The sequence below is a fragment of the Pseudomonas poae RE*1-1-14 genome (genome assembly GCF_000336465.1).
Taxonomy (GTDB): Bacteria; Pseudomonadota; Gammaproteobacteria; order Pseudomonadales; family Pseudomonadaceae; genus Aquipseudomonas; species Aquipseudomonas poae.
Genome location: NC_020209.1, coordinates 1,394,641 through 1,410,801, shown reverse-complemented (window position 1 = coordinate 1,410,801; position 16,161 = coordinate 1,394,641). Strand labels below are relative to the sequence as shown.

The following is a 16,161-nucleotide window of genomic DNA, read 5'->3' as shown; positions in this document are numbered from 1 at the left end:
TTGAAGTTCCGTCAGCGTGCCAGTGTTGCGGGCAACTGCGGCTCATCCGTGCAGTTCGTCGCCTCACCTCGCGCGATGACCACACTACGACTACTGTATGAATGAACAGTAAAAAACACCTCACTTAAGGATAAGTATCATGACCGACGATCTGAAGCAGTCAGGCTCCAGCACCACATCGCAGACCACCGTCTCACTGGAACAGGCCAAGGCCGGCAGGGTGCTGGAGTTCACCTGGGCCCCCAACGCCAACACCACCACCACCATCCTCTCGGCGGACTGTGTCGACTATCGGGTCGACACCTCCCAGGGCAGCCCGACGGGCAACAGCCACTCCATTGCGCGGCTTACCTATGTGCAGGGCAACGGCGGCGGCCAGATCGGTACGCTGTATCTCGAAGAACTGCGCACGGGCGTACGCACCAACACCCAGATCGGGCTGATGGTCGGTCGCAAATGGGTGTTTGACTCCGATGCCGATACCGCCGGCAGCATCGGCACCTATGTGGTCGAACAATTTGATGACATGCGCGCCAGCGTCAATTACGTGGGCGCCTTCGCCCGCGTGTTCGCCGACCCCAGGATGGTGACCTACCACGCCGGTGGCCACGTGCACACCAATACCTCGATCACCGGCAGCCGCTCCCTGACCATGGCCGATTCAGGCAAATCGATTCTGGTCATCAGCAACACCGACGTCACCCTGACGATAGGTGAGGAAGTGACCGAAGGGTTCAAGGTGACGCTGATCCAGGCCGCCGCCGGCAAGATAAACCTCGCCGCCGCGGGCGATCATACGCTTTACAGCAATGCCGGCAGCCGTATGAACACGCTCAATCCGCTGGACGAACTGGAAATCAGCACCTTCCCTGCAGGCCCGGTGTTTCTGGCCTTTCGGGTCAGGCCTGCTGCTTAGCGGTCGATAGAGCGCTGGCAAGGAGGGCAACAGGCGCTAATCTTCGCGCAGCAGACAACGGCCCACATAAGCGCCGTTGTGCTGCTTGCGATCAAAGCCTGACCCAATTCAGATCCACTGCCCCATGGATCCCGTCAACCTGCCCTTTGCTGCTGTGCTGCCACCACTGCCAGCTCTTGCCCTGCTTGCTCCATGTTGGCGGAACTGTAGGTTCGGCGACGTTCCAGTTGGCGATCCACAGCGGGCATTCGCTAAAGTCGTATCTGTGCCAGGCCACGTGGTTGTTCCAGATGTTGGGCGAGGCATAAATATGCGGATAAGCTCCCTCCAGCAGCGAAACCCGAACAAGCGTAACCAACTGGTACAGGGCATCTGCCATCTGATCCGCAGTGGCGCCTTCGTTGCGATTGGTCTCGACATCAATGGCCAAAATGTCCTGCCCGAGCTTGAAGTCCACCTCGGCAAGGCGCGCCTTGATATTGGCCAGTTGCTCACAGGGCGTGCTGCTCAACGCACGGAAATAGTGGTAAATCCCGGCCTTCAAGCCGTTCGCCTTCATTCCCTGGAAGTTCTCGACAAATTTGGGATCGGTGTAGTCGCCGCCCTCGGTCATTTTCGCTATCGCATGGGTGATACCGGCGCCCGCCACACGCCCCCAGTCGACGTTGCCCTGCCAGCGCGAGACATCAATGCCGCGTGCATTTTCCCGATTGTTCGACTCTTCACAACTCATCTCTGCGCTCCATAGTGGGTATCTGGTCGGCGCATCTTTTCATGCTCGATCAGCCCAGATGCACTATCGGATTACCGCTTCCTGGACGGCGCCGAGTCGACGTTCAGGGTCACGCCCGCAGCCATCTCAATCGCCACAGGCGATCACGCACAGCGGTTATACAGATATCGCTGCCGCGATCAGGCATCCAGCCAGACTTGCTCGGCGAACATATAGCCCATGAAGCCGCCCAGCGGATTGGCGCCATAGCCTTTGACGCGCTGGTCGACACCGTCAATGTTGCTGATGAACACCGGTACGCCAATGCCGCAATGATCGTGCACCAGTGTCTGCATGTCCGCGTACATGTTGCCGCGTTTGGCGTCGTCGGTTTCGGCACGGGCCAGCAGCAGTAACTGGTCGAATTGCTCGTTCTTCCAGGCGGACTCGTTCCATGGGGCGTTCGACTTGAAGAACTGCGAAAACATCACGTCGGCGTTCGGCCGTGGGTTGATGTTGCCGAACGTCAGCGGGTGCTTGGCCCAGTGGTTGCTCCAGTAACCATCACTTGGCATGCGGTTGACGTCGAGCTTGAGCCCGGCCTGTTTCGCCGACTGTTGCAGCAGCACCGCCATCTCTACCGAGCCGGTGGCTGCGGGCGATGCGAACAGCGGCATGGTGATGCTCTCCATGCCGGCTTTCTTCAGCAGGAATTTGGCTTTTTCCGGGTCGTAGGCGCGTTGCGGCAGCGCGGTATTGAAGTAACGCGCGCCGGGCGCAATCGGATGATCGTTGCCGACCACGGCGAAGCCCCTGAACACGGCGGATACGACCTGCTCTCGGTCCAGCAGGTATTTCATCGCCAGGGTGAAGTCCGGATTCTGACCTGGCAGTTGATCCTGCCGGATGATCAGGTCGGTGTAGTTGCCCGACGGTGATGAAATGACTTTATGCGTGTTGCTGGCCTTGATGCGTACGGTGGAGCGCGGGTCGACTTCGTTGGTGATATGCACATCGCCCGAAAGCAACGCGTTGATCCTTGAAGGCTCGTCGGCAATGCCGATGAATTCGATTTCATCCAGGTAGGGCAAACCCGGTTTCCAGTATTGGGTATTGCGCACGGCAATCGAGCGCACGCCGGGCTTGAACTCCTTGACCTTGAACGGCCCCGTGCCGATCCCCAGGTTAAAGTCGGTGGTGCCTTCGGGCACGATCAGGAAGTGCGACACCGCAAGAATCGACATCAGCTCGGCGTTCGGGCCACTGAGGCGGATCTGCACTTCGTTCTGACCGACCGCCTTGATCTCGCTGAACTGCTCTGCCAGCGACAAAACTTTGGAGCCCGAGATAGGGTCTTTGTGCCGCAACAACGAAAACACCACGTCGGCCGCGGTAAGAGGCTTGCCGTTGTGGAAGGTCACCTCTTTTCTCAGGGTGATCACCCAGAGCGTGGCATCGGTTGTCTCAAAGCGCTCGGCCAACTCCAGCTGCGGCACCATGTGGCTGTCGAAACGCGTCAGCCCGTTATAGAACATGTAATGGCGCGTGTAGTCGGTAGAGCCGGAGCCCTTGGCGGGGTCGAGGGTGTCGGCGGTGGAGCTGTTCATGCCGGCGACGCGGATCCGTCCACCGGGCTTGCCTTTGACCGGGGCTGCTGCCTCATCGGCGAACAGCTTGCCGGCGGCGCCGAACAGGCTACCGGCCCCGGCGGCGGCGACACCGGCGAGTCCCAGCATCTGCAGCGTTCTGCGTCGAGAGACATCACGATTCAGACTTTCGAAGACGCGCAGACTTTCCTGGCCACTGATCAGTTGGGAGTCGATTTCGGTGTCGGTCATTACAGTTGTACCTGTCGAAAAATGAGAAAAACGGCGTGTTCCGACGGAGCGGAACGTCCTTTCAAACGCGAACGACGGTGATGCCAACATCAATGTAACTAGCGTGCAGCGTGCAACAATCCAGGTCGCGGCTTAGCGCACCAGATCCTGAAACCGGTAATAGGCCCCCACCAAGGGCAGAAACCATGGGTTGCCGAAGTGACCGGGAATGGCAGGCCAGTTGAAGTCCCGCCATGGATTGAGGTCGGCGCGGCCATCGAGCACCTCGGCCATGATCGCGCCCATGTAGGTCGCCATATGCGTGCCGTGGCCGCTGTAACCCATGGAATAGAACAACCCGTCGTGCTCACCGGCGCGGGGCAGCCGGTCGCGGGTCATGTCCACCATGCCTCCCCAGCAGTAGTCAATGCGCGTACCGCTCAGCTCAGGGAAGATATCGATCAGCGCTTTTTGCAGGATGACGCCGCTTTTCGCATCGGAGGCAGGGTTGGACGTGGCAAAGCGCGCACGTCCACCGAACAACAAACGATTGTCGGGCGTGATGCGAAAGTAGTTAACGAAGTTTTTCGTATCGGTGTACATGCGCCGGCTCGGCACCAGGCGGTCGAGCAACTCGGCGGACAAGGGCTCGGTGACAATGATAAAAGCCCCCACCGGCACAATGCGTCGGCGAAACCAGGAAAGCGGCCCCACCGCCGACGTGCCGGTCGCCAGCAGCACCTGCTTGGCACGCACCTCGCCGCGTGGCGTCTTCACCTGATGCACGGTGCCTGTCTGACGCGACAGGCCAAGCACCGGCGCCTGCTCGTAGATGCGCACGCCACGCAGGGCGGCAGCCTCGGCGAGCCCCTGACCATAGCGACCCACATGCATGCCGGCACTTTTACCGAAGAGCAGGCCGCCAAAATAACGGTCGGTACCGACTTCGCCGCTCAACTGCTCGCGCGTCAGCATGGAGGTATCGGGGTCGCACTCCTGTTCCATGAGCGCCTGGGATCGGGCCAGCTTGTCGAAGTGCTCAGGCTTTGCCGCCAGTTTTAGCTTGCCGACGCGCTTGAAGCTGCAGTCAATGTTCTCCTCTGTGATCAGTGACTCCACTTTACTGACGCCGGCGTCAAAGGCGCGGTACAGCAGGTTCGCGCGCTCGCGGCCAATAGCGGTCGATAACGCATGGTAGTCCTGCGCAAAGCCGTTGTTACACATCCCGCCATTGCGTCCGGAGGCTGCGTTGCCGACCAGACCGGCCTCGAACACCGCAACTTTTGCGCCCTTTTTGGCCAGCGCGATAGCAGCAGACAGGCCGGTAAACCCGGCACCAACGATTGCCACGTCAACCTCACCACTGGGCGCGTCACGTTCACCCGCGGCAAACCTGGGAGCGGTATCCAGCCAATAGGGCATCATCTTCATACGCAACATCCATCCTCTGAGGGTAAGTGAGCCATTCGCGCCATGCAGGCTTTGCAGCAGTTACCGGGGTCAGCCAATCGACTGGTTGGACAGGGCAAACAAATGCGCATCCGTTTCAGCCGTGTTCGGGAAAGTGTGCGTGGTGCGCACCATGGGTTTCGCATGACCCACGCAGGGCAAGCCGTTTTCGCTCAACCAGGGTGACAAGCCGCTGTCTTCGGTCACGTCGATGCGAATGAAACGATCTCGATGAGCCTGCGCGAGTGCGGCGATTAGCGCTTTGGCATCCGGCACTGCCGCTGGCCCACTGGCGATCACCGGACCGATCACCACGCCACGGCCCCATTCGCGCGCGCAGGCATAAGCCGCCACGCCATCACCGTAATCAACGACGAGGAGGATGCCGATGTCGAACAAGTGACTTAACAATGCGCTGCGATCCCTGCCGGTGGCAGCCCGGTCCAGCTGTCGCACCGACGGCTCATCCTCGACCTGCATGACCCTGACATGCGCGCCATCATGGGCGGCAAACTGAGACGCCTGCTCCAGCAACGCCTGATGCTGATAAATCTGCCCATGGGCGATGAACCCCAGCCGGGTATACAGCGCCAGGCCCTCTTGAGTGGAGTTGAGTATCAGCGTTCGCTCACCGGTGCGCTGCAGCAGACCGTCCATCAGCGCGCGCCCAATGCCCTTGCCCTGCATGGCTGACGACACAATGATCATGCCTACCGTGGCGTGGCTTTCGCCTTGCGGCCACCACAGTGCAGTGCCCACCAGTCGGCCCTCGGCCTCCACGGCGAGACCGGCGCCGAGCTCAAAGGCAAAGCGCCAGTCAGCCTCACGGTACGGCCACGCCAAGGCGCGTGACAGATCGACCGCCTGCGGCAGATGATCTGCGCGCAAGGGCATCAATTGAGGGTCCGCTGATGCGGCATGCAGGGTTTTCATGGGCTAGAGTCCGACCAGGCCAGGCAGCCCGCCAATATCCGGGATCTGGTGGTAGCCAAAGGCAGCGTTCGCCGGCTGTTCATGGCCACGGGCAACGAATGCCTTGTGCTTGATCTTCATGTCATGGGCAGACATCAGGTCGTAGCGAAAACTCGAGGACACATGCAACACGTCCTCCGGCCCGCAGCCCAAGTTATCGAGCATGAATTCGAATGCAGCCAGGCGTGGCTTATAGGCCTGCGCCTGCTGGGCGGTAAAGACCTTATGGAAGGGGGCACCGAGTTTGTCGACGTTGTGCATGATCTGCTCGTCCATGGCGTTGGAAAAAATCACCAAGGGGATCTTGTCGGCAATCTTGGCCAGCCCTGCGGGTACGTCGGCGTGTGGGCCCCAGGTCGGCACGGCGTCGTAGTACAGCTGGCCTTCGTCGCGATATTCAATGCCCCAGCGCTTGCACGTGTGCGCCAGGGCCGTCTTGAGAATCTCGTCATAGGGACGCCAGTCGCCCATCACCTGGTCCAGCCGATGGGCAGCGAAGTCTTTGATGAACTGATCCATCCGCTCGATGGGGACGCGATCGGCGAAAAACTCGCGGGTCAAGGCGGCGGTTTTGAAATTGGTCAACGTGCCGTAGCAGTCGAAAGTAATGTACTTGGGGCGAAGAAAGCTCATGAATGCAGTCCTGAATGAGTAATGAGGTCGCAACGGGTCAAGCCTTTACTCGGTGCACACGGCGGTTTGTGATGGATTTATTGGAACACCACGACGCCCTGCAAACCGATTGAAAGTAACGTTTAACTGGTACAAAACACTGTTTGAGAGGCCTGCTCCGGCAGACTTTGCCGAGGCAGCCGGCGTGCGCTTTTTACAACGCAGCGAACGCGCTCTCCAGAGCGTCAAGCAGCCGCCCCACCTCCCTGTCAGTCCAGATCAGGGGTGGGCGAATTTTGAGGATGCTGGCGTCGGGTCCCGTGGCGGAGATGAGCACACGCTTTTCACGTAAATGGTTGACCAGCCGCAGTGCGGTTTTCATATCGGGGGTTTTGCTGCTCCGGTCTGTGACCAACTCAACGGCGAAGTACATGCCCGTGCCGCGTACATCGCCAATCTGCTCATAGCGCGCGGCCAGGTCTCTGAGACCTGCCAGGATCAGTCCGCCGATGCGGTTGGCGTTGAGCATGAGCTGCTCTTGCTGGATGACGTCGAGGGTGGCCTGGGCGGCGGCAATGGCCACGCTGTTACCGCCAAAGGTGTTGAAATAACGCATGTCACGCCCAAAGCTTTCAACCACCTGCGGGCGCACCATCAACCCGGCAACGGGGTAGCCGTTACCCATGGGTTTGCCCATGGTGATGATGTCCGGTGCCACGCCGTGGCGCTGATGGCCCCAAAAATGCGTGCCGCTACGACCAAATCCCGACTGAACCTCATCGGCGATAAACAGGCCGCCGGCCTTGCGCACCACGTCGGCAATCGGCCCGAACACGTCCACCGGGTCACAGAACAGGCCATCGGACGAAAACAGGCAGTCGGCAATGAAGGCAGCGACCCCGCCGCCATGGCGCTGAATATCCTGAATCTGTGCACTGACCTGGTCGGCCATATAACGACCCAATGCTTCACGCGGGATACGGTAGGAATCCGGTGCGGGCACGCGTCGCACATAGGGGTCGAGTTTGGCATTGGCCCCCAGCGACGGCGAAAAGGCGGCCACTGTTGCCGAATTGCCGTGGTACGCCTCGGAGGTGACGATGACCCCGGTATGCCCGGTGTGATGGCGTGCAATGCGGATGGCCAGATCGTTGGCTTCCGAACCGCTGCAGGTAAACATCATCTGACCGTCGGCCGCCATCTCGCCGCCTGCGGTAGCGCGCAGCTGCTCGGCATAATCAAGAATCCCTTCCTGCATGTACCGGGTGTGGCTGCACAAGGTCGTCATTTGCTGGGTGATTGCAGCGACAACGCGCGGATGGCAATGCCCTACCGACACCACATTATTGTAGGCGTCCAGGTACTCGTTACCGTCCTTGTCGTAAAGGTAGGCACCCTTGGCGCGGACAACGCCTACCGGCTCGTTATAGAACAACCGATAGCCCGGCCCCAGCAGGTTGGAGCGCCGCTGTATATGCTCACGCGCCGCAGCGTCCAGGTGTTCGGTATGGGCCGGGTTGAAGCCATTGGGCATATCACCACGGACAGCCTCGATTTTTGAATTACTCATTTGAATCCTCACTCACAAGGACGAATCAATCGGCGAAGGACAGCAGAAGCTCTGACAGGTGTGACGGTGAATGGCGAAGTATCCAGTCAAGCTGAGCCAGGCCTGGCGCAGCATTCCTGAGGATGTAGGCGCTGTTGTGCGGAAAAAGCTGCGATCTCCAGGTCGTCAGTAACGCCCTGGTGACCAGGCGCGCCATGACCAGATGGGGGATAAGGGAGAGTTCTTCGGCGGTCAGATCGGCGACACGCAGATACCCTCTCAGCACATCGTTTGCCGGGGCGAAGATATCCACGTCGTTGCCTGCGCCCACCACGCCCAGCTGGTTCATCATTGCGGTGGAAACATCAATGGCAATGGCCGTTTTGACGGTGTCACCGAAATCGATAATGCCGCTGACAGACTTCGGGTTGTGCGGATCAATGACGATGTTTGAGGCATTGAAGTCGTTATGCAGCACCTGCTTGCGACAACCGCCAATCAGGCCCTCGATGTCCAGGAACCGATTGAGTGCGTTTCCCAGCAACTGCCGAAGCGCGAGCTCGGGCACGTAGCGCATCAAGGGCTCAAGCGTGCCCAGATGCTGAACATCCCAGCACACTGTTCGCGACTCGCCCGGGTGGGCAAAGCCGGCAGTGGCCAACCTGAGGCGTGCAAGCATTTCGCCGATGTGCTCGCGAACTTCAGCGTTCGCACAGGTTTTATCCAGGGGCATGCCCGGCAGAAAACTCATCAGCCTCACGTGCCGGACATCGCCATTGGCCGCCGCAATGGGCGTCAGGTACTCCCCCTGCAACGACTGATGCACCCTGGGAACCGGAAGCTCAGGAGCCACATACCCTATGTGACGCATGACTTCGATTTGCAGCGAGAGCTCAACCGGCACTTCCCGGGGGTTGGAGATTTTAAGAACGCAGGATGTTCCGTCAGCCGTGTCACAGCGGAATGTGTCGTCTTTTTCGGTCGAAAAGCGCGTCAGAGCGGCGTTGATCCCGAAATGATCCTGCAGAATCCGGCCGCCCTCCTCTAACGAAATCGGGGTAAAAGGGGCCGCCAGATCGCTCTGCAATGCCGCAAGGCCGTCCGTATCCACACCCTTTCGCATCTTTTGCATCGCTGAACTCCAGGCCTTGGAAGGCGATGTGCAGCAGCCTTCGATGGAGCAATATTGTGCTACAACTTTTTAATTTTAAAGGGGTAAAAATACGAATGCCCTGAAATAACGACTCGCAAAACCTATAACTAATTGTATTTAAACAGAAATAATTAAATTAATATTTTTATGGATTTAGTAATTGTTGAACAATTATCCGATCCGCCCATGACCTCACTGGTGCGCTATCCCCATCACGTATTAGAATCGCCTTCAGCCGAGCCTCCACCCTGGTCTTGCATAAAATGAATTTTCTTAACACGCACATCGAAACGTCCACCGCCACCCTGTCGGCGGTAGAGGTGTTGGCTGCCAAGCTCAAAGCCAGGATCCTGAACGGTGATTTCGAGCCAGGTGAGTTTCTGCGGGACATCAAAATGGCGGAGGAATACGAAGTCGCCCGCAACACGTTCCGCAGCGCTGCCCAGTTGCTTGTGTCATTCGGCTTGCTGCTGAAGGTACCGCATCGCGGCTTTTGCATACCCGAGTTCGGGCCAAACGAAATCGTGGACATCGCCAGGTTGCGGGGAGTGCTGGAAACCGAAGCGGTGCGCATGATTATTCTGAGCGGCGTGATCCCACCCGACGCACTGGATGCCGTGGAAAAGTTGCGGCAAACCTCGGCGGATGCACCCCGTTCAGAAGTGGTAATGGCCGATGGCGACTTTCACCGGGCAATTATCCGTGCCAGCGGCAGCCCGCGATTGCAGCGAAGCTACGCCATGCTGGAGAGCGAAATCGAATTGCTGCTGGTGCTGCAACAACCCTGCTATGAAGACCCCAAGGATATCGTCGCCGACCACGAGCACTTGATAGAGTGCTTGCGCAGCCGGGATTTCGAGACGGCTCGGGCAGCCTTCGTCGAGCACTGGGAGGATTTGAGTACGAAGCTGTTACGCGCGAATTTCGAGAGTCGGCGGTGAGCGTTATCTTGACCATCGCCGACGCGGGATTGGTGTTCTCAGCCAGCGGCTGCAGCGCTTCATCGTGTTCATGAGACCGCTATCGTCCGCCATGGCGCCCATGGCTCACAGCGCTTTTCCCGCATTACCACAACGATCAACCTCCAGTGCCTCCTGGAAAACCAATTGAACAAAACGCCCCTCCATAAAGATTCAGAAAATTCCTTCACTGCGCGTAGGACAAGCATACAAACCGCTCTATGACTGAGCATCGCGCCTGTAAATGCCCACCAGCATTTTCCTGGATGCCACAAACACCTTGAAAGAATAAACATTCCGTAACCCATCAGATCCGCGCCTCACGCAAGCTGACTTGCGGATAGGTGCCCAACGACATGCGCTTTTGTTTGCCGCCCCAGCAATAACGGAAGTGCCACGAACGCCCGCCCGAGGCCGTCACCGCCAGGGACAGGCCGTCAATATCGCCGAGGGTGTAGTCTTTGCCGGTGGGCTTGGCCTGCCGGACGGCAGCATCTGAAAGAGCCATGCTTCTAGCCTCCTGAAGGTGAAATTCAGGGCTAGATGTTCAGCAAATGACTCGTCGGGCTCCTGCAACAATCCGATCTCGAAGCCCGCCATGTTCATGGACTAGATTCTGGACTAAAAACGTCCGGATACCCGTGGCTTCCGGTGGATGCTGGCGGAACGAAAAAAGACGCCGAAGCGTCTATTTTCAATGACTTACAGACTTCCATGGAACTCTGTAGATCGATATATGGAGCGGGAAACGAGACTCGAACTCGCGACCCCGACCTTGGCAAGGTCGTGCTCTACCAACTGAGCTATTCCCGCTTGGTGACGCGCATTCTATAGAATCCTCGGCGATCGTCAACACCTTGATTCAAAAAAGTTTTATTTCTTTTCGACGGTAGTGCGCAGATGCGGCCAGGCGGCGCGCAGGTATTGGAGCATGGACCACAGGGTCAGACCGGCGGCGATCAGCAGCAAGGCGTAGCCTGTCAGAACCCAGAAGGAGAAGTCCGACGGGTTGGCGAGCAGGATGACCAGCGCAAGCATCTGGGCAGCGGTTTTCCACTTGCCCATATTGGAAACGGCAACATGAGCGCGGGCGCCGATTTCGGCCATCCACTCGCGCAGGGCCGATACCACGATCTCGCGACCGATGATGACCGCAGCCGGCAGCGTCAGCCACAGGTTGCCGTGTTCCTGCACCAGCAATACCAGGGCAACGGCTACCATGAGCTTGTCGGCCACAGGGTCGAGAAACGCGCCGAACGGCGTGCTCTGCTCCAGCCGACGGGCCAGGTAGCCGTCGAGCCAGTCGGTGGCGGCGGCGAAAGCGAACACGGAACTCGATGCCGCATAGCTCCATTCGTAGGGCAAATAGAACAATAAAATGAAAATCGGGATAAGCAGGACGCGTAGTACGGTGATCAGATTAGGGATATTCATCGGCACAACTGGCTACGAGGTGGAAAGGCATTCTATTCGCTGTGCAGGTTTGCATAAATCAGCTCAGCGAGCTTTTTACTGATACCGGGTGCTTTGGCTATTTCGTCAATGCTGGCACGGGACAGCTCCTGCAAGCCACCAAAATGTTTAAGCAGGTCGCGTCGGCGCGTCGGACCTACCCCTGCCACCCCTTCCAGGGTTGAGGTTCGCCGGGTTTTACCGCGACGAGCGCGGTGGCCGGTAATGGCGAATCGGTGGGCTTCGTCGCGGATCTGCTGAATCAGATGCAGTGCTGGTGAATCGCCCTTCAAGGTGAACTCGTGGGCGGCGTCATTCAAGTACAGCGTCTCGAAACCGGCCTTGCGCGTCGTCCCCTTCGCTACACCGAGCAGAATCAGGTCCGGCACCGCCAGTTCGTTGAGCACATCGCGGGCCATGGACAGCTGGCCCTTGCCGCCGTCCACCAAGAGGATATCAGGCAGCTTGCCCTCGCCTTCCTTCAACTTGCTGAAGCGGCGCATGAGGGCCTGGTGCATGGCTGCGTAGTCATCGCCGGCCGTCACGCCTTCAATGTTGTAGCGTCGATAATCGGATTTGATCGGCCCTTCCGGCCCGAAGACCACGCAAGAGGCCACGGTGGCTTCGCCGCTGGAGTGACTGATGTCGTAGCATTCCAGGCGCTGCGGTGGTTCCTCGAGCTTGAGCACTTCGGCCAGCGCTTCAAACCGTGCGGCGACGTGCTGTCGATTGGCAAGGCGCGCGCTGAGTGCCTGTTCGGCGTTGGTCACAGCCAATTGCTGCCAGCGGGCACGGGTGCCGCGTACGCGGTGGCTGATGTCCAGCTCGCGACCGCGCAGCTCGTGAATTGCTTCGATCAGCGTGGGGAAGTCTTCGTGCACCACGTTGACGATCAGCTCCGAGGGCAGATCCCGCTCGGGGCTGCTCACGTAATACTGGCCCAGAAATGCGGCCATGACTTCGGCCACGTCTTCGTCGATACCGGTTTGCGGAAAGAAGTTCTTGCTGCCCAGCACCCGGCCACCGCGAACGTTGATTAAGTGCACACAAGCGCCGCCGGGGTTGACGAAGGCGGCGATCACATCGACATCGCCGGTGCCACCTTCCATGCTTTGCTGGTCCTGCACGCGACGCAACAGCGAAATCTGGTCGCGCAGTTCCGCGGCCTTCTCAAAATCCAGGGTGCTGGCCGCCTGCTCCATGGCGCCGGAGAGTTCATCGGTGAGGGCATTGCTGCGCCCTTCGAGGAACATCACTGAGTGGCGCACATCCTCAGCGTATTCCGCAGGCTCGACCAGGCTCACACAAGGCGCCTTGCAACGCTTGATCTGAAATTGCAGGCACGGCCGGGTACGGTTCCTGTAAAAACTGTCTTCGCACTGGCGCACAAAAAAGGTCTTTTGCAAGAGGCTCAGGCTTTCACGAATTGCGCCGGCGCTGGGATAGGGCCCGAAGTACTTGCCCTTTTGCTTCTTGGCCCCACGGTGAATGCTCAGGCGCGGAAAGGCGCCGTCGGATAAAAATACGTAGGGGTAGGATTTATCGTCACGCAGCAGGATGTTGTAGGGCGGCCGCCATTCCTTGATTAGCGTCTGCTCAAGCAGTAGCGCCTCGGTTTCATTGGCGGTAATGGTGGTTTCGACCTGGGCGATACGCGCCACCAGCGCGGCGGTCTTGGTCGCCAGGCCGGTCTTGCGAAAATAACTCGACAGACGGTTCTTCAGGTTCTTGGCTTTGCCCACATACAGCAGGCGCGCCTCGCTGTCGAACATGCGGTACACGCCGGGGCGGCCACTGCAGGTCGAGAGGAAGGCACTGGCATCAAACGGTGTGGTCATGTCAGGCGCTGGCGTCCACCATGCCGTGACGCACCGCAAGCAGGGTCAATTCAACATCACTGCTGATGGCGAGCTTCTCGAAAATGCGATAACGGTAGGTGTTGACGGTCTTGGGTGAGAGGCACAGCTTGTCCGAAATCGTCTGTACCTTCTGGCAGCCGACGATCATCAGGGCAATCTGGATTTCCCGCTCCGAGAGCGCATCGAAGGGCGAATCACTGGTGGGCTGAAAAGACTTGATGGCCAACTGCTGGGCAATCTGCGGGCTGATATAGCGTTGCCCGGCAAAGACCAGGCGAATGGCCTGTACCATTTCAGCCAAGCCTGCGCCCTTGGTCAGGTAACCGGCGGCACCGGCCTGCAACAGGCGGGTGGGAAACGGATCTTCCTCGCACACGGTGACCACCACGACCTTGATGTCCGGATGGCTGCGCAGCAGTTTGGTGGTGGCGCCAAGCCCGCCGATTCCGGGCATCTTGACGTCCATCAACACCACATCGGGTTTCAACTCCCGCGCCTTGATCAGGGATTCTTCTCCTGACTCGGCCTGACCAACTACTTGCAGGCCGTCGATGTCAGCCAGCATTCGTGTAATGCCTGTACGAACGAGATCATGGTCATCGACTACTAGCACCCTAATCAAGCAGACACCTCGCGAAATGGTCTTTATACATTGCTGGACACCTTAGCAAAAAACCAAGGCACAGACCTAGTTGCTCGTGTCATAGATGATTTTTTGGTGCAGCAGGTCCGTTCGTCTCATGACGAACGGCGCATTTTCTGGGTAAACAGTCAGGAATCCTGAATCGGCGGCCTGGATTTACCTTTCACTGCAATGGAGTGCTCGGCCAGGGTAGACGTGAGGCGGCGGATCGCATCCTGGTCCTCCTTCAACATCGCGCGGTAGTCGCCCAGCACTTTTTCCTCAATGTGACTCAGGTTTTCCAGTTGAATCGGCGTCGCGATGCCAGTAAGCACGTACAGCACATCTACGCCTTTTTCGGCCACACGAGACAGATAGTCGGCCTTGGGTGCTCGACCGCCACTCTCATATTTGCCTTGTGCATTGGCCTCCACGCCGCCGATTTCACCAAAAATTTTTTGCGACAGGCCAAGTCGCTCTCTTTCTTGCCTTAAACGCGAACCGATTCCACTCATTTGGATGTATTATCCTAATCTGGCACACCCCAAGAGGTGACACACTCATCTCTTCGTTAAACAAACTTGAACGGTTTTAAACTATGCCCGGAATCCGCACTGCTGCACAAGCCAAGGCCTGGCTGGAACATCAAGGAAAGTCTGTGCAAGCCTTCGCCCGCGAACATGGCGTGGACCCGGCAACCACCTATCAAGTGCTCGCTGGGCGCAAAAAAGGGCGGCGTGGAGAAGCCCATAAGGTAGCGGTCCTTTTGGGCATGAAGGAAGGGATCATCCTTGCTGAGGCTGATGGCCAGAACGAAGATCAGGAAGTCGGCTCCTGAGGCCAGTATGCGCTTATTAGAATTTGACGCATGGTTAGCTTGCGCTGCAGACCTGCTCCATTCGCCAGAAACAATTCTCCTCACCGACAATGCTGAAGCCCATGCGCTGATAGAGCCTGCTCGCCGGGTTGGTCTTGAACACGGTCAACCGCAACAGACCTGACGCCTGCGCTTTTAACGCCATCTGTTGCAGCACCCAGCTTCCCGCACCCAGCCCGCGACAGCCCTCGGTCATATGCAGCTCGCGGATATAGAGCGCTCGGCTATCGCGGCTCAGGCTGATAAAACCCAGAACATCGGCGTCCCGGCAAATGAGCCAGTTTTCCCGGTCGGCCCAAGCCGTATCGAAGCCTCTGTCAGACCACAGCAAGCCGTATTGCTGGTAGTAATCGCTCATGGCTTCGTGGGTCAGCGTGCGGGCAAAGGCCAAATCCTGCTGCGTGGCTGCTCGGAGATAAAAGGCCATTTACAGCGCCACCACACGGCCAGTCCACTGGGCGCCATCGCGATGGGCAATTACCAGTGCCTCGCCGATGCCAGTCGCAGCCGCCAGTAAGCTGCCATCCGCTATCCAGACTGCGCTGCGCCCGGCACAGGCCCAGCCACCCGAAGGGCCGCCATGGTTGGCCATCAACACCAGCAGTTTGTATTTGCGGGCATAGCCCTGAAGCAGAGCACTGTCACCCGCGTACCCTCTTTCGCTGATCAGCACACTGGCGGCATATACATTGGCGCCTGACTGCGCTGCAGCAAGCGGATGACTGGCGTGGGAAAAGTCTGCGCATACCGCCAGCGCGACTCGGTCGTTCCCCCGTTCCAGAGCGGCACCACCCTGCCCTGCAACAAAAGCCACATCTTCGCCTGGGTGTAGGTGCTGCTTGGTGTAGAGCGCAAGGCCCCCATCAGCGCCCAGCACCAGCGCGCCGATCAACACACCTCCATGCGGGGTCAATCGAATCGGCATGCCCACCACCGCCGTTATCTGAAGTTCACGCGCCATTTCGCGCAACGGTGACAGCAATGCGTCTTCCGGAGCAATTGCCAGTCCGGCCGCCAACGAAGGCTCATATCCGGTCAACGACAGTTCGGGAAATACCAGCAATTGCACGCCTTGTTCAGCCGCCTCGCGCATGAAAGCCACATGCCGTTGGATATTCTCGGGCACATCGCCAGCAACGGAAATGAATTGAGCAGCAGCAAGAGTAAGGACAGTCATGGTCGCATCCGATCAATCATCAACAGGTGACCAGC

The 16,161-nt window shown here is 58.6% G+C and carries 16 protein-coding genes, 1 tRNA gene and 1 pseudogene; 3 read left to right on the top strand and 15 right to left on the bottom strand.

The window, feature by feature from the left end:
- The first annotated feature begins 139 nt into the window (after positions 1-139).
- Positions 140-916: a hypothetical protein gene (locus H045_RS06505; protein WP_003235705.1), complete on the top strand. Its 777-nt coding sequence runs from the start codon at positions 140-142 to the stop codon at positions 914-916.
- 91 nt (positions 917-1,007) lie between these two features.
- On the opposite strand, the gene H045_RS06500 is transcribed toward H045_RS06505, so the two are convergent.
- The 7 genes from H045_RS06500 to H045_RS06470 form a co-directional block, all read right to left on the bottom strand.
- Positions 1,008-1,649, bottom strand: coding sequence for a glycoside hydrolase family 25 protein (locus H045_RS06500; RefSeq protein ID WP_015371785.1), 642 nt, complete (start codon positions 1,647-1,649; stop codon positions 1,008-1,010).
- A gap of 179 nt (positions 1,650-1,828) precedes the next feature.
- The gene (locus H045_RS06495; RefSeq protein ID WP_015371784.1) at positions 1,829-3,466 is read right to left on the bottom strand and encodes an ABC transporter substrate-binding protein; all 1,638 of its coding nucleotides are present in this window, start codon (positions 3,464-3,466) and stop codon (positions 1,829-1,831) included.
- 132 nt (positions 3,467-3,598) lie between these two features.
- The gene (locus H045_RS06490; RefSeq protein WP_015371783.1) at positions 3,599-4,876 is read right to left on the bottom strand and encodes an NAD(P)/FAD-dependent oxidoreductase; all 1,278 of its coding nucleotides are present in this window, start codon (positions 4,874-4,876) and stop codon (positions 3,599-3,601) included.
- Between the two features lie 69 nt (positions 4,877-4,945).
- Positions 4,946-5,827 (bottom strand): GNAT family N-acetyltransferase, encoded by an 882-nt coding sequence (locus H045_RS06485; protein ID WP_015371782.1) that lies wholly within the window; start codon positions 5,825-5,827, stop codon positions 4,946-4,948.
- Between the two features lie 3 nt (positions 5,828-5,830).
- Complete coding sequence (locus H045_RS06480) at positions 5,831-6,499, bottom strand: haloacid dehalogenase type II (protein WP_015371781.1); 669 nt, start codon at positions 6,497-6,499, stop codon at positions 5,831-5,833.
- 193 nt (positions 6,500-6,692) lie between these two features.
- The gene (locus H045_RS06475; protein WP_041931450.1) at positions 6,693-8,048 is read right to left on the bottom strand and encodes an aspartate aminotransferase family protein; all 1,356 of its coding nucleotides are present in this window, start codon (positions 8,046-8,048) and stop codon (positions 6,693-6,695) included.
- A 25-nt stretch (positions 8,049-8,073) separates the two neighbouring features.
- Positions 8,074-9,159 (bottom strand): phosphotransferase, encoded by a 1,086-nt coding sequence (locus tag H045_RS06470; RefSeq protein ID WP_015371779.1) that lies wholly within the window; start codon positions 9,157-9,159, stop codon positions 8,074-8,076.
- A gap of 284 nt (positions 9,160-9,443) precedes the next feature.
- On the opposite strand from H045_RS06470, the gene H045_RS06465 reads away from it, so the two are divergent.
- On the top strand, positions 9,444-10,121 hold the full coding sequence (locus H045_RS06465) for a GntR family transcriptional regulator (RefSeq protein ID WP_003235722.1): 678 nt from the start codon (positions 9,444-9,446) through the stop codon (positions 10,119-10,121).
- Between the two features lie 331 nt (positions 10,122-10,452).
- On the opposite strand, the pseudogene H045_RS06460 reads toward H045_RS06465, so the two are convergent.
- The 6 genes and pseudogenes from H045_RS06460 to H045_RS06435 all read right to left on the bottom strand — a co-directional run.
- Positions 10,453-10,647: pseudogene (locus H045_RS06460) on the bottom strand (Arm DNA-binding domain-containing protein); the annotation flags it as partial.
- Between the two features lie 229 nt (positions 10,648-10,876).
- A tRNA-Gly gene (locus H045_RS06455) sits at positions 10,877-10,952 on the bottom strand.
- Between the two features lie 60 nt (positions 10,953-11,012).
- Positions 11,013-11,573, bottom strand: a complete 561-nt coding sequence (pgsA, locus tag H045_RS06450; RefSeq protein WP_003232771.1) for a CDP-diacylglycerol--glycerol-3-phosphate 3-phosphatidyltransferase — start codon at positions 11,571-11,573, stop codon at positions 11,013-11,015.
- 32 nt (positions 11,574-11,605) lie between these two features.
- Entirely contained in the window at positions 11,606-13,429 is a 1,824-nt protein-coding gene (gene uvrC / locus H045_RS06445) for an excinuclease ABC subunit UvrC (RefSeq protein ID WP_015371777.1), read from the bottom strand.
- A gap of 1 nt (position 13,430) precedes the next feature.
- Positions 13,431-14,072 carry a response regulator transcription factor GacA gene (gacA, locus tag H045_RS06440; protein WP_003190387.1) on the bottom strand — a complete coding sequence of 214 codons (642 nt, stop codon included), beginning with the start codon at positions 14,070-14,072 and terminating at the stop codon, positions 13,431-13,433.
- A gap of 149 nt (positions 14,073-14,221) precedes the next feature.
- Positions 14,222-14,587 (bottom strand): helix-turn-helix domain-containing protein, encoded by a 366-nt coding sequence (locus tag H045_RS06435; RefSeq protein WP_015371776.1) that lies wholly within the window; start codon positions 14,585-14,587, stop codon positions 14,222-14,224.
- Between the two features lie 83 nt (positions 14,588-14,670).
- Here H045_RS06435 and H045_RS06430 point away from each other — a divergent pair, with 83 nt between their 5' ends.
- Positions 14,671-14,910: a DNA-binding protein gene (locus H045_RS06430; RefSeq protein ID WP_003232777.1), complete on the top strand. Its 240-nt coding sequence runs from the start codon at positions 14,671-14,673 to the stop codon at positions 14,908-14,910.
- 34 nt (positions 14,911-14,944) lie between these two features.
- On the opposite strand, the gene H045_RS06425 is transcribed toward H045_RS06430, so the two are convergent.
- Together H045_RS06425 and H045_RS06420 are read right to left on the bottom strand one after the other, a co-directional pair.
- Positions 14,945-15,376, bottom strand: a complete 432-nt coding sequence (locus H045_RS06425) for a GNAT family N-acetyltransferase (protein ID WP_003232779.1) — start codon at positions 15,374-15,376, stop codon at positions 14,945-14,947.
- Entirely contained in the window at positions 15,377-16,126 is a 750-nt protein-coding gene (locus tag H045_RS06420; protein ID WP_041931449.1) for a carbon-nitrogen hydrolase family protein, read from the bottom strand.
- Between the last annotated feature and the right edge of the window lie 35 nt (positions 16,127-16,161).

Bases quoted from the DNA above. Each gene is read 5' to 3' on its own strand.
- H045_RS06505 (WP_003235705.1), top strand. From the start codon at position 140: ATGACCGACGATCTGAAGCAGTCAGGCTCCAGCACCACATCGCAGACC.
- H045_RS06500 (WP_015371785.1), bottom strand. From the start codon at position 1,649: ATGAGTTGTGAAGAGTCGAACAATCGGGAAAATGCACGCGGCATTGAT.
- H045_RS06495 (WP_015371784.1), bottom strand. From the start codon at position 3,466: ATGACCGACACCGAAATCGACTCCCAACTGATCAGTGGCCAGGAAAGT.
- H045_RS06490 (WP_015371783.1), bottom strand. From the start codon at position 4,876: ATGAAGATGATGCCCTATTGGCTGGATACCGCTCCCAGGTTTGCCGCG.
- H045_RS06485 (WP_015371782.1), bottom strand. From the start codon at position 5,827: ATGAAAACCCTGCATGCCGCATCAGCGGACCCTCAATTGATGCCCTTG.
- H045_RS06480 (WP_015371781.1), bottom strand. From the start codon at position 6,499: ATGAGCTTTCTTCGCCCCAAGTACATTACTTTCGACTGCTACGGCACG.
- H045_RS06475 (WP_041931450.1), bottom strand. From the start codon at position 8,048: ATGAGTAATTCAAAAATCGAGGCTGTCCGTGGTGATATGCCCAATGGC.
- H045_RS06470 (WP_015371779.1), bottom strand. From the start codon at position 9,159: ATGCAAAAGATGCGAAAGGGTGTGGATACGGACGGCCTTGCGGCATTG.
- H045_RS06465 (WP_003235722.1), top strand. From the start codon at position 9,444: ATGAATTTTCTTAACACGCACATCGAAACGTCCACCGCCACCCTGTCG.
- pgsA (WP_003232771.1), bottom strand. From the start codon at position 11,573: ATGAATATCCCTAATCTGATCACCGTACTACGCGTCCTGCTTATCCCG.
- uvrC (WP_015371777.1), bottom strand. From the start codon at position 13,429: ATGACCACACCGTTTGATGCCAGTGCCTTCCTCTCGACCTGCAGTGGC.
- H045_RS06435 (WP_015371776.1), bottom strand. From the start codon at position 14,587: ATGAGTGGAATCGGTTCGCGTTTAAGGCAAGAAAGAGAGCGACTTGGC.
- H045_RS06430 (WP_003232777.1), top strand. From the start codon at position 14,671: ATGCCCGGAATCCGCACTGCTGCACAAGCCAAGGCCTGGCTGGAACAT.
- H045_RS06425 (WP_003232779.1), bottom strand. From the start codon at position 15,376: ATGGCCTTTTATCTCCGAGCAGCCACGCAGCAGGATTTGGCCTTTGCC.
- H045_RS06420 (WP_041931449.1), bottom strand. From the start codon at position 16,126: ATGACTGTCCTTACTCTTGCTGCTGCTCAATTCATTTCCGTTGCTGGC.